The sequence below is a fragment of the Luteimonas sp. BLCC-B24 genome (assembly GCF_028550595.1).
GTDB lineage: Bacteria > Pseudomonadota > Gammaproteobacteria > Xanthomonadales > Xanthomonadaceae > Luteimonas.
The window spans coordinates 37,763-62,139 of sequence record NZ_JAQQGN010000004.1 but is presented as its reverse complement, the minus strand read 5'-3'; the positions used below and the strand labels follow the sequence as shown (position 1 = coordinate 62,139).

The following is a 24,377-nucleotide window of genomic DNA, read 5'->3' as shown; positions in this document are numbered from 1 at the left end:
GCGGCCATCGCCGTCTCGGCGTGCACGCCGTCCGCGCGACGTCACCGATCGCGCGGCCGCGGCATTGCGGAGACAATGCACGCGTCACATCGCAGCACGTGACTTGACGATTCCGACCCCAGGACTGCCATGCGAACCTTCGTGCTCCGCGCCCGTGCGGCCCCCACCGACAGCCAGGCCCTGCTCGCCCAGGTCGGCGGCGAGGCGCACACCGAAATCCTCGCGCACACGCTGATGAACGCCTTCTTCGTGGCGCAGGCGCACCGGCCCGGTGTGGTGGTCTATCTGGTGCTCGAGCGCACGCGCGACTTCTCGCGCACCCTGCGCTTCGAGGTCGACGCCATGCACGACATCGGCGGCTTCGACGAGCGCACCCTGCTCGGCAAGGTGGCGCGTGCGCTGGATGCCTCACGCGGCATGGGCAAGGACGAGGAACGTGCGGTCGAAGCCGGCGTCAGCGTGCGCACCAGCAGCTTCGAGCGCCTGGTGCAGGCGCTCGCGGTCGATCACCAGCTGTTCCTGATGGACCGCAAGGGCACGCCGATCGGCGAGCAGCGCTTCGCCGATCGTCCCTGTTTCCTGCTGACCGACCACATTCCGATGCCGAAGAAGGCGATTCCCGGCCTCGAGCGGCTCGGCGCGACGAAGATCACCCTCGGCCCGACGATGCTGTTCGCCTCGCAGTGCGTGGTGCTGATCCACCACGCACTCGATCAGCGTTGACGCCGTCGCTCACCCCCCGCGCACGCGCAGGGTGAGCCCCTTGAGGAAATTGCGCAGCAGCTGATCGCCGCAGGGCCGGAAATTGCGATGACCGGCCTGGCGGAACAGCGCCGACAGCTCGGGCTTGGAGACCGGAAAGCCGGCATCGACGAAGATCTGGTGCATGTCGACGTCGGTCAGTTCGAACGCGACCCGCAGCTTCTTCAGCACCACGTTGTTGCTGATGCGCGACTCCACCGGCCGTGCCGGCTGGCTCGTGTCGCGGCCGCGCCGATGCACGATCAGGCCATCGAGCACGTGGGCGAGCACGCCGTCGCTGCAGGCCACATACCCCGGCTCGTCCTCGCGCAGCAGCATCGGCCGCACGTCGTCCTTGTCGAGAGCGAAGGCAGGATCCGCCAGCCGGGCGAGATCGACCACCTTCTGGTCGCTCAGATCGAGCATGTAGCGGATGCTGCGCAGGACGTCGTTGTTGATCATCGGCTCGGGACGGCGCGGGGGGCGCCCAGTCTAGCGGCCGCGACGGCCGGCTGCCGGCACGACGGGCGCCTGGTCCGGCCCGCGTCGCGCCGGACGCGCGCGAGGGGCGCCTGCTTCAAGGCCCGGCGGGTTCACGCTCGAAACTGATGATGCTGCGCGTCTCACCCCGATCGGCCCAGTTCGGCATCACCCGCCACGGCGTCGACACCTGCAGCCGATCGCCGTCACGCACGAACCGGCGTCGCTGCTCGGTGCCCACCCAGGCCGGATTCCAGGCCACGTCCACCGCGGTCACCCAGGCGTCGTCCTCGACCCAGTAGCGGCCGGTGTAGGCGATCAGGGTTTCCAGCAGTCGCGCCAGCTCGCGGTCGGTGTCACCGGGCTCGCGGCCTTCCCCGGTCAGCATGAACCACACGCGTCCTTCGGCGCTGAAGATCACATAGCCCGACGGTGCCTGGCCCATCGGCGGAAACCGCTCGCCGGTGTCGCGCACCTCGACCTCGTACGCGACCAGGCGCCACGTGCCCTCGAGCACGCGCGATGCGGGCGCGGGACGATCACCGCTCACCGGCGCGCTGGATCGGAATGGACGACGGACACGGCGCACTCCTCTGGTTCGGCGGCAAGGGCCGCGGCGTCGATGCCGCAGGAGTGTCGCATCGCCTGGCGTGAACGGCGGGTGCCCGGCCGTGCAGCGGCCGTCCGTCGCGTCGCGCCGCGAAGTGCCGGCGCGGGCAGCACGCACCGCTCCGCGCCCTTCGACACACGGCTGTAGCCGGCGGCCGCGCCACGCCGCGTCCCGGTTCCGCGCCTGCTTCCGACGTGTGCCCGTGCTCACGCCAGCGGTGATAGATCTACCGGTCCCCGACGGGAGCAATTCAGATGGCCTACCGCATCAAGCACGAGGACGGCAGCACCGGCGCATCGGTGCGCCGCATTGCGCGTCAGCAGGTCGAGGCGGCATTGGCGCGCATCGACGACGGCGGCGATGCGGCCGGCACGATCCACGACGTGCGCAAGCGCTGCAAGAAGATCCGCGGACTGCTGCGTCTGCTGCGTCCGGCGCTGGACGACGACGCGGCCGGCAACGCGGCGTTCCGCGCGATCGCCGCGCCCCTGGGGCCCCTGCGCGATGCCGACGTGCTGCTGGACACCTTCGACAGGCTGGTGACGCGCTGCAGCGCCGCGGAGCTCGCGCGCTTCACGCCGGTGCGCGCCGGCCTCGCGCTGCACCGGAACACCGTCCATGCGCGCGACGATGTGCAGGCCCTGCTTCGAAGCGCGCGCGACGCACTCGCCGACACCCTGCCGCGGATCGCCCGCTGGAAGGTCGGCGACGACGGCTTCGCGGCGTTCTCGCACGGACTTCGCGCGCGCTATCGCCGCGGCCGCAAGGCGATGCGCGCCGCGGTGCGCGGCGGCGAGGACGAGGCCTTCCACCGCTGGCGCAAATGCACCAAGGACTTCGCCTTTCACCTGCGCCTGCTCGGTCCGATCTGGCTGGCGCCGATGCGCGCCCAGCGCGTGTGCGCCGAACGACTGGGCGACATCCTCGGCCAGCATCACGACCTCGCCGTGCTGGCGAAACAGGCGCGGCGGATGCCCGGCATCGCCGAGGACGTGATCGACGCCCTGGTCGACTGCATCCGGGCGCGCCAGCGCCTCCTGGCGCGCGACGCGGATGCGCTCGGCGCGCGGCTGTTCGCCGAGCCGCCCCGGGCGCTGGTCACGAGCTGGCGCCGCCGTCATGCCGCCTGGGTCCGCGACGGCGACCGTCCGGCGTGACCCGTCCACACCGGCCGCACGCTGCGCGCAGCCGGCACTGATCGGCCGGCGCGCCGTGCGAAGCGGGCTGCGCGCCGATCGCGCCCACGTCGAACCCGCATGTCCGGCCGGGCCGAAGCTGCGCGACCGCCCGGCGCCGGCTACCATTCGCGGCTTCGCGGAGACCGCTCCGCCGGCCGCCCGCGCGGGTCCGGCGGAGGGCGTCCGCCCTGTTCCGGAGCCCCCATGCGCGACGCCCGATCGACCGAGTTCCCCGGCCTGCGGGGCCGCCTGCACCGCTTCATCGCGCACCCGCGCGTGCAGAACGCCATCCTCGCGCTGATCGTCGTCAACGCCGTTCTGCTCGGCATGGAAACCTCGCCGTCGATCATGGCGGCGGCCGGCGCGCTCATCCATCTCGCCGACAAGGTCATCCTGGCGGTCTTCGTGGCCGAGATCGTCATCCGCCTGTACGTGCACCGTGCGCAGTTCTTCCGTGATCCGTGGAGCCTGTTCGACTTCGCGGTCGTCGCCATCGCGCTGGTGCCGGCGACCGGCCCGTTCTCGGTGCTGCGTGCGTTGCGCGTGCTGCGTGTGCTGCGCGTGCTGACCATCGTGCCGTCGATGCGCCGCGTGGTCGGGGCCCTGCTCGGCGCAGTCCCGGGCCTGCTGTCGATCGGCCTGGTGCTGGTGCTGATCTACTACGTCTGCGCGGTGATCGCGACCAACCTGTTCGGCCCGGTCTTTCCCGACTGGTTCGGCAATCTGGGGCGCTCGTTCTACTCCCTGTTCCAGATCATGACGCTGGAGAGCTGGTCGATGGGGATCTCGCGGCCGGTGATGGAGGAGTTCCCGTATGCCTGGGCGTTCTTCATTCCGTTCATCCTCATCGCCACCTTCACCATGCTCAATCTGTTCATCGGCGTCATCGTCGATGCGATGCAGACCGTGTCCGAGGCCGAGCACGCCGACACGCTGGACGCGCTGGACCGGACCCAGGAGCACATCGAGGCCGACGTGCATGCCGAAGTGCGGGCGCTGCGCGACGAAATCCGCGATCTGCGCCGCCTGATCGAGGCGCGCGGCGGCGGTTGAACTCGCGCCGCGGCGGCCGTTTCACGCAGCATCCGTGCAGGGCGCGGTTAGTCTGCGCCATCGAAGGCTGCGCCCCCGCAGGCCAGGAGTGATGCATTGAAGATCCAGTTCAACACCGACAACCACATCGACGGCAACGACGCGCTCGAGAGCCGGGTCAACGCGATGCTCGAGCAGCACCTGGGCCGGTTCTTCCCGCGACTGAGCCGGCTCGAGGTGTTCCTGTCCGACAGCAATTCCACCAAGGGCGGTCCGAACGACAAGCGCTGCGCACTCGAGGCCCGGCTGCAGAACGACGAGCCGATCGGGGCCAGCCACGACGACGCGGATGTCGAAAAGGCCATCCGCGGCGCCTGCGACAAGCTCAAGACCCTGCTCGACTCGCGGATCGAGAAGCAGCGCGGTTACTGAGTCTCCGGCGCCGCGCGTCACGGCCGGCCGGCGCGCCTCGATGGACGTGATGCGCGGCCGGCGGGCCTGCACCCGGCACGGTGCACCGGCCGACCGCACCCGCGCATCGTGCCGCGCCGCGCCCACCCACCGTCGACATCCCGCGGATGCACACCCGCCCCGCTTCGCCTCCTGACGCCCCCGCACCCGCGCCGCCACCCGACGACGGCGCGCTGTTGCGCGGCGTGCTGGTCCACGACATGCGCCGCGACCTGCGCAGGCACCTGCGGCCGATGCTCGCCTGGTACCTGCTGTTCACCGCGTTCGCCACGGTCGCGACCGCGCCGTTGACCACCTGGTCGCTCGCCGCGCTGCTGCACTGGATCGAGAGGCCGCTCGCGGGCGAGTTCGACGGCATCGCGGGGGCGATGCTCGCATTGGCCTGGCTGGCACTCGCCGGCGCCTTCGCCTGGTTCGTGGTGATGCTGCAGCAGACCGGCATGCTCCTCGTGTCGGCCAGTCACGGCTGCCGCTACCGCACCGCCGCGGTCGCATTGCTGGGCATGCTGCGCCGCGCCGGCCCGCTTGCGGTCCTGGCGGCGATGCAGGTCGCGGCCCATGGCGTTCTGGCACTCCCCTGGCTGGCGATCGGCGGCGCGCTGTATGTCGGCCTGCTCGGGGGGTTCGACCCCTACTACGTGCTGCGCGCGCGACCGGACGCGCTGTGGTGGTTCGTCGGCAGCTTCGCGCCGGTGCTCGTGGCGGGACTGTGTCTGCACGCGACGCTGTATTTCCGCTGGCTGCTGGCGACGCCGGCCCTCGTGCTCGAAGGCCTGACACCCCGCGCGGCGCTCGTCCGCAGCCGCCGGCTCACCCGCGGCCGGCATCTCCGTATCGCCGCGCTGGTGGTCGGCGTGGCGCTGACGGTGGCTGCCCTGCCCCTGCTGGTGACCGAACTCTACGACCGCGCCGCCACGCCGCTGCTCGACGGCCTGCCCGCGCATCGCGTGCTGGTCAGTGCGGGCATGGTGGTCTATCTGACGCTCTACGCGGCCACGGCGCTCGGCGCGCTGTTTCTCGGCACCACGCTCAACGCGCTGCTGGTGCGCGCGTTGTACCTGCGCCTCGGCGGCAGCCGCAGGCGGCACGGCGCGGAGGCGGTGCCCGCGCATCCGGGCCGGCTCGTCTGGGGCGCGGAAGCCGCGTTCCTGGCGCTCGCCCTGGTGCAGGCCTCGCTGGCGGTGGTCAGCATGAACCTGCGCAACGAGGTGACGGTCACCGCGCATCGCGGTGCATCGGCGGTCGCCCCGGAAAACACCCTGGCCGCGTTCGAGGCTGCGATCGACGCAGGCGCCGACATGATCGAATTCGACGTGCGCCTCAGCGCGGACGGCGCCGTGGTGGTGTTCCACGACAGCGACTTCCGGCGCATGGCCGGCGATGCGCGCGCGGTCGTCGACACGCCGCTGGCGGCGATGCGCGACATCGACATCGGGAGCTGGTTCGACCCCGCATTCGCCGACCAGCGCATCGCCACGCTGGGCGAAGCGCTGGTCTTCATCGATCGCCGCGCGCAGGCGCTGGTGGAGCTCAAGCCCGACGCGGACAACGCCGCGACATTGCTGGCCGCGGTGCTGGACGAAGTCGAGCGCTCCGGTTACCGGGATGCGGTCATCCTGGCCTCGCTGTCCCCGGACCTGGTGCGCGCGGCCCGCATCGCCGCGCCCGATGCGCGCCTGGCCCTGTTCGCCAATGCCGCATTGCCCGGCACCGCGCGCCGCACCGACTTCGACATGCTGGGCCTCAATCACCTGCAGCTCGACCTGCGCGCGGTGGCCGAGGCCCGCCGCCGCGGCTACACACTGCAGGCCTGGACGGTGAACGATCCGGCGCGGATGGCGCGTTACATGGACCTCGGCGTGGACGACATCAGTACCGATGTTCCCGCCGAAGCCGTGCGCGTGCGCGAGGAACGGGCCGCACTGAACGATGTCGAGCGCCTGCTCGCCCGCCTGCACAGCTGGTTCCGACGCTGAGGTCTGCCGCACCCGGTGCGCGCTCTGGCATGCTGGGCCCCGGTGCTCTTACCGCGTCCGGGCCACGATGACGCCGATCCTGCCTGCTCCCGCCGAGGTGCTGGACCTGCTGCCCGATGCGGTGTGCGTGGTCGACGCCGAGGGGCGGTATCTGTTCGTCAACGCGGGGTTCGAACGCATCCTCGGCTACGGCATCCGCGACGTCCTCGGCCGCAGGGCCTTCGATTTCGTGCATCCCGACGACCGTGCCGACACCCGGGCCCAGGCCAGCCGGATCATGCAGGGACAGGAGCAGCGTCATTTCCGCAACCGCTACGTGCACAGGGGCGGCCATCTGGTCGACATGCAGTGGTCGGCGACCTGGCATCCGGCGTACGGGGTGCGCATCGGCGTGGGACGCGAGATCACCGAGCTGCGGCGCACGGAACAGCAACTCGAATACCTCGCCCACCACGACCCGCTGACCGGCCTGGCCAATCGGCATGCGCTGCACCAGGCCCTCGAGTCGGCGCTGGCGCAGGCGCGGATCGCAGCCTCGGGGCTGTGCCTGCTCTATATCGATCTGGACGGATTCAAGGCCACCAACGATGCCGGCGGGCACGAGGCCGGTGACCGTCTTCTGCAGGCCGTCGCCCGCTGCATCGAACGCGTGCTGCGCCGCGGCGACGTTGCCGCACGCATGGGCGGCGACGAGTTCGTGGTGCTGCTGCCGGGCTGCCCGGATCCGTCCGATGCGGCGTGCACCGCGGACGCCATCCGCATGCACTTGAGCCGGATCGATCCTGTCGTGCCCGATGCCGGACGTGGCATCGAGGCCAGCATCGGCATCGCCTGCTTTCCACGCGACGGACAGGACACCCGGGCGCTTCTGGCGCACGCCGATCACGCCATGTATGCCGCCAAACGCGGCGCGCGTGCGGTGGCTGCGGACTGAGCCGCACGCGCGCGCCCGCGCCGGCCTAGCGCTGCGCGGCTGCCCCCCAGACGGCCGTGCCCGCCCTGCAGTAGCGCTCGATGAAGGCCTGTTGCGTCGGCATCTGCGTCACCGCGCGCTCGATGGGCGCGCGGATGCCCTCGAGCAGACGGCGCAGGTCGTCGTCGCCGAGTGCACGGGCCAGCGGATGCGGCGGGCCGGGTGCGATCCCCTGCCCCAGCAGTACGTGGGTCCACGAGTCCACCCGGAACAGCTCGTCGGCGTGCTGCCAGGCATGGGCACGTTCGCGCCAGGCGCGCAGGCGGATGTCGAGCGACGGCGGCAACGCCATCTCGCGGCAGGCGACCCACATCGGCTCATCGCGCTGCGTGGCGTGGTAGTGCAGCACGATGAAGTCGCGCACGTGCTCCATCTCCGCGCGACTGACCTCGTTGAACACCTCGACCAGGGCCGGCGAAATGCCGTCGAACGGAAACAGCTGCACCAGGCGCACGACCGCGCTGATCGTCAGATGCAGGCTGGTCGATTCCAGTGGCTCGATGAAGCCGCTGGCCAGCCCGAGCGACACGACGTTGCCGTTCCAGGCCTTGCGCCGGCGCCCGGTGCGGAACGGCACGAGCCACGGGTCCCGCAGCGGCCGCGCGCCGACATCGCGCAGCAGCTTCGCGTGCGCTTCGTCGTCGGACATGTAGCGGCTGGAGAACACCAGCCCGTTGCCGACGCGATGCTGCAGCGGGATGTGCCAGCGCCATCCCGCCTCGTGCGCGATCGCGCGCGTGTACGGTACCGGTGCGCCGTCGGATTCGGTCTGCACGGCGACGGCGCGATCGCTGGGCAGCCATTCGCTCCAGTCCTCGTAGCCGGTCTGCAGGGTCTGCTCGATCAGCAGGCCACGGAAGCCGGTGCAATCGACGAACAGGTCGCCCTCGAGCCGCTGTCCATCCTCGAGCACCAGGGCCTCGACGTCGCCGCTGTGCGCATGCCGGCTGACCTCGCGGATCTTGCCTTCGATCCGCCGGAGGCCGTGACTCTCGGCGATCCGCCGCAGGAAGCCCGCGTAGAGACCGGCGTCGAGGTGGTAGGCGTAGTTGACCTGCGGATCGGTGCCGAGCGCGAAGCGGTCGGCGCGCGAGGCGAGGGTTTCCAGGCAGAAATCCCCCAGCTCGGACGCCATGCCGCGGCGCTGGGCATCCAGCCAGAAGTGATGGAACCCGGCCGCCCAGGTGCTCTGCCCGGTGATGCCGAACGGATGGATGTAGCGGTCGCCGGGGCGGCGCCAGTGTTCGAACGAGATCGACAGCTTGAACGTGCCGGCGACGGCGCGCAGGAACGCCTGCTCGTCGATCTGCAGGAAACGGTGGAAGGTGCGGATCGGCGGCACGGTGGATTCACCCACGCCGACGGTGCCGATCTGTTCCGACTCCACCAGCGTGATGTCCAGCCGCTCGCGGAACTGGTGCGCCAGTGCGCAGGCGGCCAGCCAGCCCGCGGTGCCGCCGCCGGCGATGACCACGCGGCGGATGGCGCCCGGCGGTGTATCGGTGTGATCCATGTCGTGCCTGCTCCTGTCAGCGGTTGAGCGCGGCGATCAGCCGGGCACGGAGACGGCGCGCGCGCGTGTCGTCGATCGGCGCCAGAAGGTCGCGCGCGGTCTCGGGCACATGCGCACCCGCGCGGTCCGCCGGCCCGAACACGTAATAGTCGAACACGTGCGCCCAGGCCCGTTTCTCGCGCTCGGGCAGGTCGCGCAACGTCCACAGCGCGTGGTACAGCGCCGGCAGCGGCGACGCCAGATGCGCCGGCGCGCGGCGCCACCAGTAGTTGACCAGTACGTTGAACGGCGCTTCGCTGCGCACGTGATGCCACCACATGCCGGGAATGTAGATCGCGTCGCCCGGTTCCAGCACCACGGTCTGCGCCGTGGCCAGTGCGTCGCGGAAGCGCGGAAACCGCGCGAAATCGGGCGCGTCGAAGTCCACGAGACTGACGACCTGCCCGCCCGGCGTCGGTTCCAGCGGCCCGGGGTACAGGTTGTCGATCTGCTCGGGTGGGAACAGGGTGAAGCGGCGGCGACCGACCGCGCAGACGGCCAGGTTCTCCGGCGCGTCGAAATGACAGGACGCGACCACCCGGTTGCCGATCCAGATGCTCGGCGGCGCCTGCACGCCGTGCGCCGCCAGCCCAAGATCGTTGTCGACGTCGAAGCCCGGCAGCGCGCCGGCGATCGGTAGCGAGGCGACGTAGTACGTCGGCGGGCGGGCGTCGTCGAGATGCTGCGAGATCGCGTCGAGCACCTCGCCGATCCCGCCGCGGCGGACCTCGAAATTCAGCGCCGTGCAGTCCTCGTTGTAGAACGGGCGTCCGCCGATGGACGGCGCGCCGTGGGAGTAGGTCACCGGGCGGCCGGCATCGAAGCCGCGCAGGTAGGCCATCGCCGCCTGCGTCGATTGCTGCCCGGCACGAACCAGCCCCCAGGTGCGCGCGATGCCCCCGAGCCGTGTCGGCACGCCTGCCGTCAGCAGGTCGTCGAGCGGAAGCGGGCCGGCATCCGCCACCTCGAGCGAGCGCATCGACGTCGGTGCCACGTCCACGGCTCAGTGGCCTCCGTTGCCGGCGGCCGCGTCCTGCTCACGCAGACGGCGCTGCTTTTCCGCCATCAGCCGGCGCACGTTGTTCAGCGACGCCAGAACCAGATAGGCCCCTTCCAGATACCCCGCGCGGTGTAGGCGCTCGAGCGCCGCGCCCTCCAGTGCCGCCAGCGCGTCGCGATCGATGCCGTACAGTCCGCGCACGTCGACGCGGTGCCGCGCATCCAGTTCGACCGCCAGCTGTACCGGCTGGATCAGGCCCAGGCCATCGAAGGCGGCGAACATGGCCGTGCCGAACTCCGCGCCGTCGCGGATGCCACGCAGCACGTTGGCGATGTGATCGAGATAAGGGCTGTTCCCGCCCTGCGGCAGGAACACCGCCTCGCCGTCGTCGCGATTCACCCGGGGATGATCGACGTCGACATGGATCACCGGCGCCTGCTGGACCTCACCGTCGATCTGCTGCTCCTGGAAGCCGATCAGGAACGGGCCCTTCGCCACGGCGCCCGGCAGGTAGGCGGCATTCCAGCGGCCGTCGCGCAGGAACAGGTTCTCGTGCTGTTCGAAGCCCAGCAGCGCCACCGACATCCACTCGCCCGCCTCGTCCTTGCGGAAGAAGATCGGGTACTCGCGCTGCAGTTCGGCGTATTCGCTCGGATACGCCGGCACCATGCCGATCGCGTCGCCGAAACGCGGATCGAAGCCGGTGGCGACGCGCAGGTCCTTGTGCGCCACGTTGTTGAGCAGTTCGAAGCGGGCCATCGGGTCTCCGGGCTGGGAACGCCCGGACGATGCGGACGGTCCCTGGATGGTACGGGCGCACGCGCGCCGGCGCATCGGTGCGCGCACCCCGCCGCGCCATGCGAGAACGGGACCGCTGCACGTGCAACGGTCCCGTCCGGCATCGTCCGCGGGGGAGGCGGTGACGGGATCAGAAGCGGTAGCGCACGCCCAGCATGTAGCGCGGGCTCTGGTCGGCCAGCTTGACGATCTGCTGATCGGTGCGGGCATGCCAGCGCACGTCCTCACCGGTCAGATTGACCGCCTCGAAGCCGAACGACCAGTGGTCGTTGAGGGCGTAGTTCACGCTGAGATCCCACTGGTCGTAGGCCTCGACGTAGTACGGGTTCTTGCTGTTGCCCTGGTTGGCGAGGATCAGATACTCGTCGCGCCAGTTCCAGGCCAGGCGCACCGTCCAGCCGTACTTCTCGTACATGAAGACCGCATTGGCGGTGTCGCTGAGGCCGGTGAGCGCGAACTGGTCCACGTTCGGATCGCCCCCGTTGTTGTAGCCCACGTCGCCGTTGACGATGGTGTAGTTGGCGAGGATGCCGAAGCCGGAATCGCCGAAGAAGTACTGGCCGCCCAGTTCCCAGCCACGCAATGTGGCCGCGTTCTGGTTGATCGGCTGGCTGACGTTGAACTGGTACAGCGGGTCGTTGGCATTGCCGTAGAGATCATAGGCCGCCTCCAGCGCCAGCGCCTGCGCGTCGCTGCCGTCGAACGCGCCCAGGCCCGCCGGGTCGTTGCGCAACAGCGCCAGCGCACTGAACAGCGAGGTGTCGTTGCCAGAGCACGCCGCCGCATTGGCGGCGCCCACCTGGGCCGCGCACGCCGGGCTCAGCAGGAAGGCCAGCGCGGCCTGGGCGTCGGGACCGGACGTCGGATCACGCAGCCCGTACAGCGGCTCCTGGGTGATGGTGTTGCCGATGAAGTTGTTCACCGACTTCGTCCAGTACGTCACCGACAGGTAGCTCGCATTGGCGAAGTACCACTCGAGCGCCAGGTCGAGGTTGTCCGATTCGAGCGGCTTGAGGCTCGGATTCTGCGAATTGCCCTGCGCGCGGGATGACGAATCGAGCAGGACCGAGCCGGTCGGCTGCTGGGCGCCCGGCCCGGCGTAGAGATTGCCGTACGGTGCACGCGCGATGCTCTTGCCGAACGAGGCGCGTCCCTTGAGCTGGTCGGTGAAGTCGATGCTGAAATCGAGGTTGGGCAGGATGTAGCTGTAGCTGGCGCGCTCGCTGAAGGGCTCGAGCTCGTCGGAGAGCACGATGCGGAAGTCGTTGTTGGACTGCCATTCGATCGCCTCGGGGATCGCGATGATCGAGGTCGAGGTGATGTCGGTCGTCTCGTAGCGCACGCCGATCCGGGTGTTGGTGCGCATGCCGGCCAGCTCGCCCTCGAGCGAGAGCTGCATGTACGCCGCATTGGTTTTTTCCTCGACCCGGTTGTCGGCCGCGTTCTGCGGGCTCACGCCCAGGCCCACGCCGTACTGCGCCGCCGCCCATTGCGCGAGCGCGCCGGCGTCGCCGCGCCAGGCCGGCCAGCCGCCGATCGAATAGTCGTCGAACAGGCCGACGATGCTGACCGGCTGCAGGAAATTCATCAGCCCGCCGGCGACATCGGAATCGACGTTCGCCACGCTCCAGTCGCCGAGTGCCGAATAGGCTTCGGCGGCCTGCAGGCGGTGGGTGCTGACCTTGTTGGTGTCGACACCGAACTGGAAACGGCCCTGGTCGAAGCTCCACTCGCCGTCCACCCGGCCCTGCTTGATCTCGCTGATCTGGGTCTGCGCGTTGACGCGCAGCACCTGGGAGCCGATCTCGCCGGCCACGAAGCCCGGATTCACCACACCGTTGGTGCGCGCGATCGCATCGGCGGTCGAGGGATACCAGGTCTGGGTACCCACCGGCATGCCGTTGTTGAAGAACAGCTCCTGCACCCACGAGCCGCCGCAGTGCGGGCCGGTGGTGCAGTTGTTGGTCCCCGCGATGCTCATGAAGATCGAGCCACCGCCGGTCAGCGGATCGTTCGGCCGGCTCTCGGTCTTGGAGTTGTGCGCGTCGAGGCTCAGGCGGAAATCGGTGTTGACGTCCCAGACCGCATTGAAGCCCAGCGAGCCGAGCTTGTACTCCTGCATGCTGCGCTGCTGCTCGAGGCCGAAATCCTTGGTGCCCGCGATCTCGCGGATGTAGGTGGGCGTGGCCACTGCGCCGGAAGTGTCGAACTCGATGTTGGTATAGGCGCTGTTCTGCAGCCACATGCCCTGCTCACCGCGGTTCTCGGTGATCTCGTTGGTCGAGTACGTGTAGTCCAGGGTCAGGGTGACGCTGTCGGTGGGCGCGAACTGCAGCACGGCCTGGCCGTTGATGCGCTCACGCTCGAACTCGGAAAACGCATAGCGCAGATCGTTGGGACGCGCATAGAGCTCGCCGATGGCCGGCGCGTTGGTCACCGCCGGATCGCCCGGCATCGTGCCCGTCCAGGGCTGGATGTTCCAGTAGTTGTTGGTCGCCTGGACCGAGCCGCCCTTGCGCTTCTGGTAGCTGGTGCTCAGGCCCACGCCGAAGGTCTTGTCCGGGTTGGTGTAGCTGAAGATGCCGGAGAGTTCGGGCGTGAGGTCGCTCTCGAACGGCTGGCTGCGGTCGGAGACCACCTTGGCGCCGGCGCTGGCGACCACGCCCGAGTGGTTGAACGGACGATCGGTGAGGATGTTGATCGTCGCGCCGATGCCGCCGCTGGGCACGTGGGCCTGGCTGGTCTTGTAGACCTCGATGCCGCTGATCGCCTCGGCCGCGAGCTGCGCGAAGTTGAACGCGCGCGTGCCGCCGTCCACGCCGCCGATCGCCACCTGGCCGGACGCGCCGAAGGCGTCGGCGCCGGGCACCTGGCGGCCGTTGAGCGTGACCATGTTGAACTGCGGGCCGAAGCCGCGCGCCGTGACCTGCGCCCCTTCGCCGTCGCGGCGCTCGATCGAGATGCCGGTCACGCGCTGCAGGGATTCGGCGAGGTTGGAATCGGGGAACTTGCCGATGTCCTCGGCGCTGATCGCGTCGACCACGCCGGCCGCGTCGCGCTTGGTTTCCATCGCCTGGTTGAGGCTGCTGCGCAGCGCGGTGACGCTGACCGTGTCGAGATCGGTCGCCGCGCTCTGCGGCGCGCTCGTCGACTGCGCGCCGGTGGTCGCCGGACGCTGTGGCTCCTGCGCGAACGCCGGATTGATGATCAACACGCCACCGACGAAGGTAAACATCGCCGTCGACTTCAAACGCTTCAACTTCAGGTTCATTCGCCCGTCCTCAGCACCAAGATTGGTTCGACCGCACGCAGGCTGCGCGCGGCACTCACATCACCCGGCCACCTTCGCCTGCGCCATGCGGCATCTGCGGCTCGGGGGCCCTCCTTCGAGTGTTCTCTTGAACGCACTGGAGCGTCGGTCGGTGGGGACATACGGCGTCGACTCGGCTCGTCCTGCCGCCATGCACGTGCGTCGATCGTGCCGGAGTGCCGCCGTTTCGCCCGTGTGCATGGCGCCCGAGCGCCTGCCCTGCACTGTCGAAGCGTCCGAACTCCGTCTCCATCGCCGTGAACGTGATAGCGCTAACACCCCTGGAGTGACGGTGTATAGCGCTGTCGCGGCTTTGTCACCGTGCAGTGCAGCAAACCCGGCCCATATCCGCATCGTGCGCGCGGCGCGTGTGGCCATTCACGCGCGAAATGCGCGCGTGTCGCCCTCCGCATGCGCGCAGGCGGCCGGGGCGCAAACGTGATCGCCCGCCGGCCCGGCGACGCTGCAGACGGAGCGGTCATCCGACGCGCGCGGGCATGTCGCCGCGCACGCGTGCGTGCGCGTGCGAGCGCTTGCGCCGGGACGATTACGAATAGAGCGCCGCGTAGCCCGCGCCGTCGACCTGGCTCAGACCGAGCCGGTCGAACTGCGCCCACATGCCGTGCCAGCGCGAGGCGTCGCGGCGCAGAGGCGCGACGAGGCGCGGACAGGTATCGGCGATGATCGCGTCCATCAGCGGCGTGGGCGCGGTCCTGCTGTAGCGGTACCACAGCGCCGCCGCTTCGGCGGGATCGGCCCGGCACAACGCGGCGCCCTCCCCGATCAGGCGAACGACCGTGTCGACGACGCCCGCATTGGCGTCGAGAAATCCCGTCGACGTGAACAGCTCCAGGGCCGAGAAGTTGGCCAGGCCCACGTCGTGGGTGGTGATGAACATCGTGTCCATGCCCTCCAGCCGCGCCTCCACCCCTTCGAAGTTCGCGAAACACAGCCACGCCCCGTCGAAGCCTGCGCGCAGGTTCGCGAGATGCTCGAACCCGGCACCCTCGATCCGCACCTGCGCCGGATCGAACGGCGCGCCCTGCCGGGTGCACCAGCGCGACAGGATTTCGACCGCGATCGCATCGGTGACCCCGCCCGCGACCGGCGATGCGAGACGCACCGCTCCGCCGTTCCGCAGCCGGTCTGCGGCGTCGCGTTGCAGCAGGATGCCGCCGTCGGTCTCGAAGAAGCAGCCCAGTGCCTTCAGGCCCGGACGGTGGGCATCGATCATGTGCAGGGGCTCGTTGCACGCGAACGCCACCTCGCCGGCGACCGTGGCCGCCAGGCCGTCGTAGTGATCGTCGGGCACCAGAAGTTCCAGTTCGAGGCCCGCGTCGCGGTACCAGCCGCGTTCGATCCCCGCGATCAGCGGGAGGTGATCCGGATTCAGGAACCACTCGAGGGACAGCTGGAGCTTCATGCGGGCGACTCGTTCGACGGCCGCACAGACTAGTGCACCGCGCCGCCACGGGCACGGCGCTCGCCGGCGCACCGTCCGCGCGCGCGCTCAGTCCTGGCGCTGGGCCAGCAGGTCGCCGCCCGTCTCGTCCACGGGCGCGACGTCCGCGACCGGCACGGCCGCCTGCCCTTCGGCATCGATGCGTTCGGCCGCATCGCTGAGCACCACGATGCTGATGCGCCGGTTGATGGGGTTGCGCGGATCGGCCTTGTCGAACGGCACCGACGACGACAGCCCGACCACGCGCGACAGCTTGGCTTCGTCCATACCACCGGCCACCAGCGCGCGACGCGCCGCGTTGGCGCGCTGGCTCGACAGTTCCCAGTTGCCCGAGCCGCTGGCATCGGCGAACGGCGTGGTGTCGGTATGGCCGGAGATCGCCACGCGGTTGTCGACCTGGTTCAGATACTTCGCCAGCTCGAAGAGGATCTGCGCGGTGTAGTCCTTGAGGTTGGGCGACCCGAGGTCGAACATCGGCCGGTTGTGGCTGTCGACGATCTGGATGCGCAGGCCTTCGGGCGTGATGTCGATCAGCAGCTGGTCCTTGAACGGCGCCAGTGCCTGGCTTTTCGCCACCGCCTCTTCGAGCTCGCGCTTGAGCGCTTCCAGGCGCGCGCGATCGGCCGCATCGCGGCGTGATTCGTCCGGCGTCGCGCCCGCGCCGGGCGGGTTGCTCAGATGGTCGAACATCTTGATCGGCACGTCGCCTGCGCCGCCGGGGCCGCTGACCCCGGGGGCGGCCGATGCGGCGGCGCCGGCCACCGCGCTCGGATTCTTGAAGTACTCCGCGATGCCGCCCAGCTGTTCCTGCGGCATCGTGGCCACCAGCCACATCACCATGAAGAAGGCCATCATCGCGGTCACGAAGTCCGCATAGGCGACCTTCCACGCGCCGCCGTGATGACCGCCGCCACCGCCCTTCTTCTTGCGGACGATGATGATCGGTTGCGCCTGGTCACTCATGACGGTCAGCCCTTGGCGGCCTTGAGGTCGGCTTCCAGGTCCTGGAAGCTCGGACGCACACCCGAGAACAGCAGCTTGCGCGCGAACTCGATCGCCACCGACGGCGCGTAGCCGCGCAGTGATGCCACCAGCGCCATCTTCACCACCTCGAAGGCCTTGCCCTCGTCATGCGCGCGGTTCTCCATCGCGGTGGCGACCGGACCGACGAAGCCATAGGCGAGAAAGATGCCCAGAAAGGTGCCGACCAGCGCCGAGGCCACCTTCTGGCCGATCTCGGCCGGCGGCGCGCTGCCGACGATCGACATCGTCAGGATGATGCCGAGCACTGCAGCGACGATGCCGAACCCCGGCAAGGCGTCGGCGACCTTCTGCACCGAGTGCGCGGGCTCCAGCGCCTCCTGGTGATGCGTTTCGAGCTCGTACTCGAGCAGCGATTCGAGCTCGTGCGGGCTCATGCTGCCACCGATCATCAGGCGCAGGCAGTCGGTGATGAAGGTCAGCATGTGGTGGTCGGCCGCGATCTTCGGATACTTCTGGAAGATCGTGCTGCGCTCCGGGTTCTCGATGTGATCCTCGATCGCCATCGTGCCCTCACGGCGCATCTTCATCAGGATCTCGTAGATCAGCTTCAGCAGATCGACGTAGTCGGCGCGCTGGTATTTCGGCCCTTTCAGCAGGGCGATCGTGCTCTGCATCGCGCCCTTCATCACCTTGGGCGGCGTGGCGATCACATAGGCACCCAGCGCGCAGCCGCAGATCACGATGATCTCGTTGACGTGCCACAGCGACAGCAATTTGCCACCCACCATGGTGAAGCCGCCGACCATGCTCGCGACGACGACGATGGCACCGATGATCAGATACATGAGCGGTGGATCCGGAGACTCTCTGCAGTTACGCCTGTATCGGCGTGCGTCAGAGCGTCTTGAGTGCCGCTCGTCGGGCACCGGCGGTTGCGGGCGACGCCGGGCGGGACGCCGTTGCACGCGCGGACGGGTCGCGGAGTCGCTGACGCACCGAGTGCCGCCACACGCGGGCGCGGTCGGGCACGGGGACATGCCTGCGTTCAGGACGGATGCCGCTCTGCACACCGGGGGCGGTCCGCGGCCGGCTTCGCGATGGACGGCGGCGCAATGCGTCAGGCCACGCGGGGGCGCGCTCCGGGCCGGCGGCATGCGTCACGGGATCGCGGCGACCAGGAACCACAGCCCGACCGCGGCCATCCCCAGCGCGAGGCCCCGGCGCACCCTGCGCACCCGCGACGGCCGGACGAGCACCCGGCGCACACCGCCGGCACCGAACACCAGGCCCAGATGGACCAGGGTCGCGACGCCCACGCTGATCAGGCCCAGCGCCGCGATCTCGCGCCAGCCGGGCGCCGCGTCGAGAAACCGCGGCGCCACGGTCAGGAAGAACAGCGCCGCCTTCGCGTTGAACACGTTGAGCACGAGGCCGGTCACGACACCGTGCAGCGAACGCGTCCCGGCCGTCGTATGCGTGGCCGGGGCGTCGGCCGGTGCCGTCCATCCGCGCCAGGCCAGCCACAGCATCATCGCGCCTGCCGCCACGCCGAGACCGGCTCCGAGCCCCGGCGCCCGGTCCAGCAAGGCGCCCAGCCCGGCGCCCGCAAGCGCCACGTTGATCGCCAGCCCCAGCGCCACGCCCGCCGCCGCCATGCACCCGGCGCGTCGCCCCTCGGCCAGCGTCAACGCGACCAGCCAGGCCATGTTCGGCCCGGGCGTGAGTTCCACCAGCAGTACGGCAAGTGCGAAACCGAGGCCGTCCACCCTGTCACGTCCTGTCTGTCACCCGGCCCATCGCGATGCGCTCAAGATGAGGCGAGTGCCGGCAGCACGCAACCTCGGCTGAGCTGGCGCGAACGGCGTTGGCGGTGACCAGATACGGCGTGGTCGGCCCTATCAGACGACTGGCCAGTAGCGGATGGGTGCCGCGGCCGGATGCCCGGCACCGCCCATTCGATCTCCGGCTTTGGCGAACGCTGTCGGAGTGCAATCCGCACACATGCGTCCATCGGCATGCGCGATTTCAGCGCACCTCGAGGCGTGAGGCAGCGGGCGGGGCCTCACTTGTCGCGGAACCAGCCAGTGATCGCATAGCGCCCGGTCGGCGCATAGGGCGGTACGTGAGTCACCATATGCCATCGAGGTACTGCGAACAGATTCAGCGTATTGAATTTCGGCAGCACGCCCAGCGTCGTGTTGCCTGCTTCGTCGAGGAACTGCAAGGTGCCGCCGTACTCTGGCCGCCACTCGCGAGTGAGTCCCAATACATATGCGATGCGCCATCCCTCGCTGCTTTTTTCATCGCTATGTCGATGAAGAAAGCAATTCGGGGCGTAGAGGGAGGCTTGGGCGTCGCATTTGGTCAGCTCCTTAAGACCCGTGACCTGCCACGCGAGTGACAACCACTGCGGTCCATTGATGAATTCGAGAAAGGTGTGCAACAACGCCACCTCGTTAGGCCACTTCTCAAGGTACGCATCGAGTATGGGATAGTTGAAATAGCGATATTGGAAGCCGTGGATCGCCTCGCCGCGGATTCTTTGTTCGATGTCCGCCATCGTGTCAGGCTGGATTGAGGCGAGTGCCCCGCTGTCGAGGTATTGCGCTCTGCCCCCGAGTTCGTACGCCAATCCCCAAGGCACCTCAGAACGCAGACACATGTGGAGGCGTTCTGCAACTTCGGGTTCGAAAACCCCTGGAATTTCGACGATTCCATGCTGCGCGAAACGTTGCGCCGCAGCGCGGACATCAACACTTCGACTCAGGATGAACGGTGGCGGTGATGGCTGCATCGGTCTGCTTCGGCGTTGGAAAACTCGTCGCGCAAGCTTGCAATAAAGAACGTGCTTTGCGAAGCGCTTGTATCGCGTCGGCACGCCGGCCTCGTCTTGCGTTCCGCCGCACGTGTCTACTCTCCTACGTAAGCGAGTTGCTGAGCGCCATCCCGCCACCGCGCGAAGGCGAGGGTGTCGATATCGACCGCATCGAACTGTCTGGCGCTCACGCCCATGCCGCGGCAGTTTCGAGAACGAGCCCCCGCATCGTCTCTCCGCTGGATTCGAGGCAGTGATACGTAACGCGTACGCCTTCGCATCCGCGCTGCCGCGGTCCCCACGCCGATGTCCGACGGCCGGCGGCTCGACAACGGGCGCCTGCGCGGCATCGGTGTGCGGCGTTCTGCGTCGATGAAGACCCGACGCCGAACGGCGCCTTCTGGCGCGGACCGGCCTGCCAGTGGCATCCAACGCGGTCCAGGCCGGGTCCGGGCACCGCACGCCGCCCTCGCCCCTCGCCTACTCAACCGCCCGGCTGGCCGATGTAGCGCGCCGCTTCTTCCTGATAGGCCTCGTATCCGGGCGCGAGATACGGCAGCAGCAGGCGCAGCCAGGCGCGCGCCGCTTGCCGCATCTCCCGCTCGCACCTGGCGGCGCGGGCGGCGGTGAGATCGCCGGCGTCGATCATGCCGGCGAACGCCGGCGGGTCGGTGCCGTAGATCAGGCATTGCAGATTGAAGTAACGCTGCTCGCCGAGCGCATGCTCATCCGCATACGCGTCGAGGTTGTAGACCCCCGTGCTGTCGGACAGCATCCAGTTGGCGGCCATGCGCAGGTTGTCGATCACCTCGGCCGGGGTTTCCGCCACATCGGCGAAGCGCAGCATCAGGATCGCGGCCAGCTGGTCCACCGCGTCCTCCTGCCGACCGGTGACCGGCAGGTCGAGCAGATGCACCAGCGCATGGCCGGTCTCGTGCATCACGATGAAACGCAGGTTGGCGCGCGTGTAGCGCAGCGGATAGTCGTCGGCCAGGTCGAACCGGCGCTGCAGCGCCTGGCCGCGCTCGTAGAGCGTGCGCAGGGTTTCGTAGCACAGCACCACCTCGCCCTCCGGCCGGTAGAACGCGCCGAACTCACCGCACTCGGCGGTGACGTAGCGAAGCCGCTGCGGCAGCACGAACATGCCGTCGATCGCCTGCACTTCCGGCAGCGCACGCAGCAGATCGACATCGCGCACGCGCTCGAAGATCGGTTGCAGATCGGGTGAGCGCGGCGCGCGGTAGGCGTACGCGAACGCGGGCGCCGGAGCCGCGTGCGTGGGAGGCGTTGCGCGTCGCGGACGGACCAGTGCGCGCGGCACCGGCGATGCCGACGGCAGCCGTGTGGCGCGCTCCGGCGTGCGGTCAACCGTGGACGACGGGATGCGCACGCAGCCGGGCGCCGACGCCAGCAACGTCAGCAGCACGGTGCTCATGCAGATCGCGAAGCGCATCGGGGCCATTCCGCTCGTTCGGCATTCCGGATGCGCCGATCGCGCGCAAGTCTAGCAACCGGCTGCCGGCTCCCGTCTGCCGCACGCGGGCGGACCAGCGTGCGGACCGGTTACTCGGCCGCTGCGATCGGGGTACGCGCGTTTCCGTTTCGCACCGAGGCGAACACTGCGTCGAGCACGCGCATGTCGCGCAGGCCGTCCTCACCCGGTGCACGCGGTGAGCGGCCTTCGAGAATGGCCAGCGCGTCCTGGTCCATCTGTTCGGCCTGCATGCGTGGGCGTTCGCCCAGTTGCGCGGGAAACCGGGTGCCGTCGCTGGCGCGGCCGACATTGCCGTCGTAGGACTGGAACGGCGACAGCTCGTACCAGCCGCGCTCGCAGTCGATGTGCAGCGTATTGAGGTTGCGGCCGAAGCTGGTCACGCACTGCGCCACGACATCGTCCGGAAATTCGAGGGTGAAGCGCATCGTCTCGTCCACGTCCTCGAAGATGTCCCGACGCGCGGTCTCGTCCCATGCACGCACGGCGACCGGTTCGCGCCCGGTGCTGTAGCGCGCGGCATTCACGCAGTACACGCCCATGTCGTACATGGCGCCACCGCCGCGTGCCGGATCCAGCCGCCAGGCCGTGTCGCGCCCTTCGCGCCAGCCGAACCAGCCGGCGTCGGCGCGCAGCTGCACGATGTTGCCGAAGGGCCGGGTGCGCGCCATCTCCATGAAGCGCCGCGTGTTGGGCTCGTGCTGCATGCGATACCCGATGGCCAGCTGCACCCGGTTGTCGCGGCAGGCCTTGATCATCGCCTCGCCCTCGCCTGCATCCATCGCCATCGGCTTTTCGCACCAGACGTGCTTGCCCGCATTCGCGGCCACCAGCGTCTGCGGCTTGTGCAGATGGTTCGGGGTGACGATGTAGACGACGTCGATATCGGGGTTGTCGGCAATGCGGTGGAAGTCGTCGTAGCTGTAGACGTTGGCGTCCGGAATGCCGTAGCGCGACTGCCACGTCGGCACCTTGTCCGGCGAGCCGGTGACGATGCCGGCCAGGCGGCAGTGCCGCGTCAGCTCGAGCGCGGGGGCGAGCAGATCGCGGCTGTAGCCCCCCAGCCCCACCAGGGCCACACCCAGACGACGCGCCGGCGGCGTCGCGGCGACGCCCGGCGGCAGCAGCGTTGCGGCGCCGGCGAGCGCCATCGATTGCAGGAGACGTCGGCGTGTGAGTCCGTTCGACCAGCGGTGGGTGTCCATGGCGCCTCCGTCAGGGAATGTCGTCCGATCCTAGCAGCGGCCGCCCGGGCGCTTCTGCACGCCGTGTACAGGCGCCGTCACGGGCGCGCCGTGCAGTCGACGGGTCGACGCGCGCGCGGTGCCGAACAGCGTAAGCGCCACCCGCCGGCGGCACGGACCGCGCACGCGGCGTGCATCCGCGTCAACCGCGCTGGCAATCCACCTCGATCTGCGCCACCGCCACCCCCGCCGCGCCGACTGCGAAACCCGCGTCGGCCAGTGGCGCCGCGGCGTCGGAACTGCGCGCGCTCTCATCCTCGTCGCGAAAGTCGGCGGCGATCCGGATGATCTCCGCTTCGATCGCGAAGAATGCATCCAGCACCACCGGGTCGAACGTGACCCCGCGCAGCTGTTCCATCATCGCCATCGCCTGTGCATGCGGGAACGGCGGCTTGTAGCAGCGCCGGTTGACCAGCGCGTCGTAGACGTCGGCCACCGCCATGATGCGACCGGAGAGCGGAATCGCCGGGCCGCGCAGGCCGGCCGGATAGCCGGAGCCGTCCCATTTGTCGTGGTGGGTGGCGGCGATCTCCGCGGCCACGGCGAGGAAGTTGTCGCCCTCGATGTGGCGGGAGGTGCTGAGAATGATCCGGCGGCCGAACTCGGCATGCCGGCGCATGATCACCCACTCCTCGGCGGACAGGGGACCGGGCTTGAGCAGGATGTGATCGGGCACGCCGACCTTGCCGATGTCGTGCAGCGGCGCCGAGAGGAACAACAGATCGATGTGCGCCTCGGTGAGGATGTCGGTGTACTGCCCGGTCGCGCGCAGATGCCGCGCGATCGCGCGCACGTAGTGCTGGGTGCGCTTGATGTGCGCCCCGGTTTCCGGATCACGCGTCTCCGCGACCGCGGACATCGATTCGATCGTGACCTGCCGTGCGTTCTCCAGCTGCTTGCGCCAGCGCCGCGCATGCCGGTGCTGCAGCGCGTAGCGGGTCACGAACGCCGCGGCGACGACCGCACCCGCCACCAGCACCGGCACCGCGACCGGCAGGACCAGGTGACCATGGATGAAGGCCGCGGTCGCCAGCACCGTCGTCGCCGCCACGAACGCCAGCGTGACCGCGACCACGACCGACAGTCGACGCCCCGCCAGAAGCAGACCGCCCTGCACCGACGCGATCAGCAGGCCGAGCAACAGCGCAGCCGTGCCCCCCCAGACCGGCGCACGCGGCACGCGGTCGTCGAGAATGCTCTGCACCAGTGCGGCCTGCACGCCCGCACCCGACATCGCCGGATGCAAGGCGGTGCGGTGCCGATCGCCCAGGCCGACGGCCGAGGAACCCACGATCACGCTTCTGCCGCGCAGCGCCGCCGCGGCGCGCCCGCCCAGCACCTCCACCGCCGGAATCCCGGCATCACCGCCGCTCCCGGCATCGAAGCGCACCAGCGCATGCCCCCGGCGATCGACCGGCACCACGTGGGGGCCGACCACGATCGACGGCCCGTCACGCCCGTCGACCACCCGGGCGGCGTCCACGCCGAGCGCGCGCATCACCGTCGCCAGCGCCAGACTCGGATGTACCACCCCGCGGTACTCCACCAGCAGGGGCAGGCGCCGCAGGACGCCGTCCTCGTCCACCCCCATGTTGACGAAGCCGCTGACGCGCGTCTGCGACGCGATCGGCGCGACGTTGTCCAATACGCCCAGCGCACTGTCCAGGCGCAGGGCGTCCAGCGCGCCGTCGACGCCGACGCCGGGCCGTGACGGCGCGGCATCCGCGATGACGTGATCGAAGTAGAAATAGCGTGCGCCGACGGCACCGGACTGCGCCATCGCGTGACCGAGATAGCCGTCGTTGTCCTGCAGCCCCTCGGGGACGCCGGTGATCGTCATCTCGATGCCGAAATCGCGCCGGTAGGTCTGCTGGATGTCGGCCAGCGAGACCCGGTCCGCTTCCGGCAACAGGATGTCCAGCGCGATCGCGGCCGGGCGCTCGGCGGCGATGCCCTCCAGCAGCGCCGCGAGCCGGTAGCGCGGCCACGGCCACTGGCCGACCGCCGACAGGCTGACGTCGTCGATATCGACCACGACGGTGGACGAGGCGGCCGCGTCGCGTGCGCTCGCGCGCGTGAGCGCGTCGAGCGCCGCGTTGTCCAGGCGCACGAGCGGCGCGAACCGGGCCATGCCTGCGAGACCGAGCGCCAGCGCGATCAGCACGCCGGCCAGCAGCAGCCAGCCCCCCTGGCGACGCCACGCCGCCTCGCCCGGGCCCGGCAGTGGCGACGGTTTGCCCGGCCCCATCATTGCGGCCC

At 69.5% G+C, this 24,377-nt stretch carries 19 protein-coding genes and 1 pseudogene; 6 read left to right on the top strand and 14 right to left on the bottom strand.

Features of this window, described 5'->3' with window-relative positions; genetic code table 11:
* The first annotated feature begins 129 nt into the window (after positions 1–129).
* Positions 130–723 (top strand): tRNA (pseudouridine(54)-N(1))-methyltransferase TrmY, encoded by a 594-nt coding sequence (gene trmY / locus PQS31_RS10035; RefSeq protein WP_272762583.1) that lies wholly within the window; start codon positions 130–132, stop codon positions 721–723.
* A gap of 9 nt (positions 724–732) precedes the next feature.
* Here trmY and PQS31_RS10030 read toward each other — a convergent pair whose 3' ends face one another.
* Both PQS31_RS10030 and PQS31_RS10025 read right to left on the bottom strand, forming a co-directional pair.
* Entirely contained in the window at positions 733–1,203 is a 471-nt protein-coding gene (locus PQS31_RS10030; RefSeq protein ID WP_272762582.1) for a DUF1456 family protein, read from the bottom strand.
* A 115-nt stretch (positions 1,204–1,318) separates the two neighbouring features.
* On the bottom strand, positions 1,319–1,771 hold the full coding sequence (locus tag PQS31_RS10025; RefSeq protein ID WP_272762581.1) for a lipocalin-like domain-containing protein: 453 nt from the start codon (positions 1,769–1,771) through the stop codon (positions 1,319–1,321).
* Positions 1,772–2,085: 314 nt separating this feature from the next.
* Between PQS31_RS10025 and PQS31_RS10020 the strand changes: the two genes are divergently transcribed.
* The 5 genes from PQS31_RS10020 (at position 2,086) to PQS31_RS10000 (ending at position 7,422) form a co-directional block, all read left to right on the top strand.
* A complete protein-coding gene (locus PQS31_RS10020) occupies positions 2,086–2,988 on the top strand; it encodes a CHAD domain-containing protein (RefSeq protein WP_272762580.1) in 903 nt (300 codons plus the stop codon).
* Between the two features lie 225 nt (positions 2,989–3,213).
* Positions 3,214–4,062 carry an ion transporter gene (locus PQS31_RS10015; RefSeq protein ID WP_272762579.1) on the top strand — a complete coding sequence of 283 codons (849 nt, stop codon included), beginning with the start codon at positions 3,214–3,216 and terminating at the stop codon, positions 4,060–4,062.
* 96 nt (positions 4,063–4,158) lie between these two features.
* Positions 4,159–4,473: an HPF/RaiA family ribosome-associated protein gene (locus PQS31_RS10010; protein WP_272762578.1), complete on the top strand. Its 315-nt coding sequence runs from the start codon at positions 4,159–4,161 to the stop codon at positions 4,471–4,473.
* Positions 4,474–4,619: 146 nt separating this feature from the next.
* Complete coding sequence (locus PQS31_RS10005; RefSeq protein WP_272762577.1) at positions 4,620–6,488, top strand: glycerophosphodiester phosphodiesterase family protein; 1,869 nt, start codon at positions 4,620–4,622, stop codon at positions 6,486–6,488.
* A 67-nt stretch (positions 6,489–6,555) separates the two neighbouring features.
* Positions 6,556–7,422 (top strand): sensor domain-containing diguanylate cyclase, encoded by an 867-nt coding sequence (locus tag PQS31_RS10000; protein WP_272762576.1) that lies wholly within the window; start codon positions 6,556–6,558, stop codon positions 7,420–7,422.
* 25 nt (positions 7,423–7,447) lie between these two features.
* Here PQS31_RS10000 and PQS31_RS09995 read toward each other — a convergent pair whose 3' ends face one another.
* The 12 genes and pseudogenes from PQS31_RS09995 to PQS31_RS09940 all read right to left on the bottom strand — a co-directional run bounded on the left by PQS31_RS09995 (position 7,448) and on the right by PQS31_RS09940 (position 24,366).
* On the bottom strand, positions 7,448–8,974 hold the full coding sequence (locus tag PQS31_RS09995; protein ID WP_272762575.1) for a tryptophan halogenase family protein: 1,527 nt from the start codon (positions 8,972–8,974) through the stop codon (positions 7,448–7,450).
* Positions 8,975–8,990: 16 nt separating this feature from the next.
* Positions 8,991–9,992, bottom strand: a complete 1,002-nt coding sequence (locus PQS31_RS09990; RefSeq protein ID WP_272762776.1) for a cupin-like domain-containing protein — start codon at positions 9,990–9,992, stop codon at positions 8,991–8,993.
* Between the two features lie 24 nt (positions 9,993–10,016).
* Entirely contained in the window at positions 10,017–10,772 is a 756-nt protein-coding gene (locus PQS31_RS09985; RefSeq protein ID WP_272762574.1) for a SapC family protein, read from the bottom strand.
* Positions 10,773–10,941: 169 nt separating this feature from the next.
* Positions 10,942–14,082, bottom strand: coding sequence for a TonB-dependent receptor (locus PQS31_RS09980; RefSeq protein ID WP_272762573.1), 3,141 nt, complete (start codon positions 14,080–14,082; stop codon positions 10,942–10,944).
* Positions 14,083–14,668: 586 nt separating this feature from the next.
* Positions 14,669–15,544 (bottom strand): ABC transporter substrate-binding protein, encoded by an 876-nt coding sequence (locus tag PQS31_RS09975; RefSeq protein ID WP_272762572.1) that lies wholly within the window; start codon positions 15,542–15,544, stop codon positions 14,669–14,671.
* Positions 15,545–15,727: 183 nt separating this feature from the next.
* A pseudogene (gene motB, locus PQS31_RS09970) lies at positions 15,728–16,546 on the bottom strand (flagellar motor protein MotB); the annotation flags it as partial.
* A 5-nt stretch (positions 16,547–16,551) separates the two neighbouring features.
* Positions 16,552–17,412 carry a flagellar motor stator protein MotA gene (gene motA, locus PQS31_RS09965; RefSeq protein WP_272762571.1) on the bottom strand — a complete coding sequence of 287 codons (861 nt, stop codon included), beginning with the start codon at positions 17,410–17,412 and terminating at the stop codon, positions 16,552–16,554.
* Between the two features lie 312 nt (positions 17,413–17,724).
* Positions 17,725–18,333: a LysE family transporter gene (locus PQS31_RS09960; RefSeq protein ID WP_272762570.1), complete on the bottom strand. Its 609-nt coding sequence runs from the start codon at positions 18,331–18,333 to the stop codon at positions 17,725–17,727.
* A gap of 296 nt (positions 18,334–18,629) precedes the next feature.
* Entirely contained in the window at positions 18,630–19,361 is a 732-nt protein-coding gene (locus PQS31_RS09955) for a 2OG-Fe(II) oxygenase family protein (protein ID WP_272762569.1), read from the bottom strand.
* A 505-nt stretch (positions 19,362–19,866) separates the two neighbouring features.
* Positions 19,867–20,844: a DUF4344 domain-containing metallopeptidase gene (locus PQS31_RS09950; protein ID WP_272762568.1), complete on the bottom strand. Its 978-nt coding sequence runs from the start codon at positions 20,842–20,844 to the stop codon at positions 19,867–19,869.
* Positions 20,845–20,945: 101 nt separating this feature from the next.
* Complete coding sequence (locus PQS31_RS09945) at positions 20,946–22,079, bottom strand: Gfo/Idh/MocA family oxidoreductase (protein WP_272762567.1); 1,134 nt, start codon at positions 22,077–22,079, stop codon at positions 20,946–20,948.
* Between the two features lie 181 nt (positions 22,080–22,260).
* Positions 22,261–24,366 (bottom strand): CHASE2 domain-containing protein, encoded by a 2,106-nt coding sequence (locus PQS31_RS09940; protein WP_272762566.1) that lies wholly within the window; start codon positions 24,364–24,366, stop codon positions 22,261–22,263.
* Between the last annotated feature and the right edge of the window lie 11 nt (positions 24,367–24,377).

What these genes read in the sequence shown, in the direction of transcription:
- trmY (WP_272762583.1), top strand. Translation starts at nt 130, where the DNA reads ATGCGAACCTTCGTGCTCCGCGCCCGTGCGGCCCCCACCGACAGCCAG.
- PQS31_RS10030 (WP_272762582.1), bottom strand. Translation starts at nt 1,203, where the DNA reads ATGATCAACAACGACGTCCTGCGCAGCATCCGCTACATGCTCGATCTG.
- PQS31_RS10020 (WP_272762580.1), top strand. Translation starts at nt 2,086, where the DNA reads ATGGCCTACCGCATCAAGCACGAGGACGGCAGCACCGGCGCATCGGTG.
- PQS31_RS10015 (WP_272762579.1), top strand. Translation starts at nt 3,214, where the DNA reads ATGCGCGACGCCCGATCGACCGAGTTCCCCGGCCTGCGGGGCCGCCTG.
- PQS31_RS10005 (WP_272762577.1), top strand. Translation starts at nt 4,620, where the DNA reads ATGCACACCCGCCCCGCTTCGCCTCCTGACGCCCCCGCACCCGCGCCG.
- PQS31_RS10000 (WP_272762576.1), top strand. Translation starts at nt 6,556, where the DNA reads ATGACGCCGATCCTGCCTGCTCCCGCCGAGGTGCTGGACCTGCTGCCC.
- PQS31_RS09995 (WP_272762575.1), bottom strand. Translation starts at nt 8,974, where the DNA reads ATGGATCACACCGATACACCGCCGGGCGCCATCCGCCGCGTGGTCATC.
- PQS31_RS09990 (WP_272762776.1), bottom strand. Translation starts at nt 9,992, where the DNA reads ATGCGCTCGCTCGAGGTGGCGGATGCCGGCCCGCTTCCGCTCGACGAC.
- PQS31_RS09985 (WP_272762574.1), bottom strand. Translation starts at nt 10,772, where the DNA reads ATGGCCCGCTTCGAACTGCTCAACAACGTGGCGCACAAGGACCTGCGC.
- PQS31_RS09980 (WP_272762573.1), bottom strand. Translation starts at nt 14,082, where the DNA reads ATGAACCTGAAGTTGAAGCGTTTGAAGTCGACGGCGATGTTTACCTTC.
- PQS31_RS09975 (WP_272762572.1), bottom strand. Translation starts at nt 15,544, where the DNA reads ATGAAGCTCCAGCTGTCCCTCGAGTGGTTCCTGAATCCGGATCACCTC.
- motA (WP_272762571.1), bottom strand. Translation starts at nt 17,412, where the DNA reads ATGTATCTGATCATCGGTGCCATCGTCGTCGTCGCGAGCATGGTCGGC.
- PQS31_RS09955 (WP_272762569.1), bottom strand. Translation starts at nt 19,361, where the DNA reads ATGCAGCCATCACCGCCACCGTTCATCCTGAGTCGAAGTGTTGATGTC.
- PQS31_RS09950 (WP_272762568.1), bottom strand. Translation starts at nt 20,844, where the DNA reads ATGGCCCCGATGCGCTTCGCGATCTGCATGAGCACCGTGCTGCTGACG.
- PQS31_RS09945 (WP_272762567.1), bottom strand. Translation starts at nt 22,079, where the DNA reads ATGGACACCCACCGCTGGTCGAACGGACTCACACGCCGACGTCTCCTG.
- PQS31_RS09940 (WP_272762566.1), bottom strand. Translation starts at nt 24,366, where the DNA reads ATGGGGCCGGGCAAACCGTCGCCACTGCCGGGCCCGGGCGAGGCGGCG.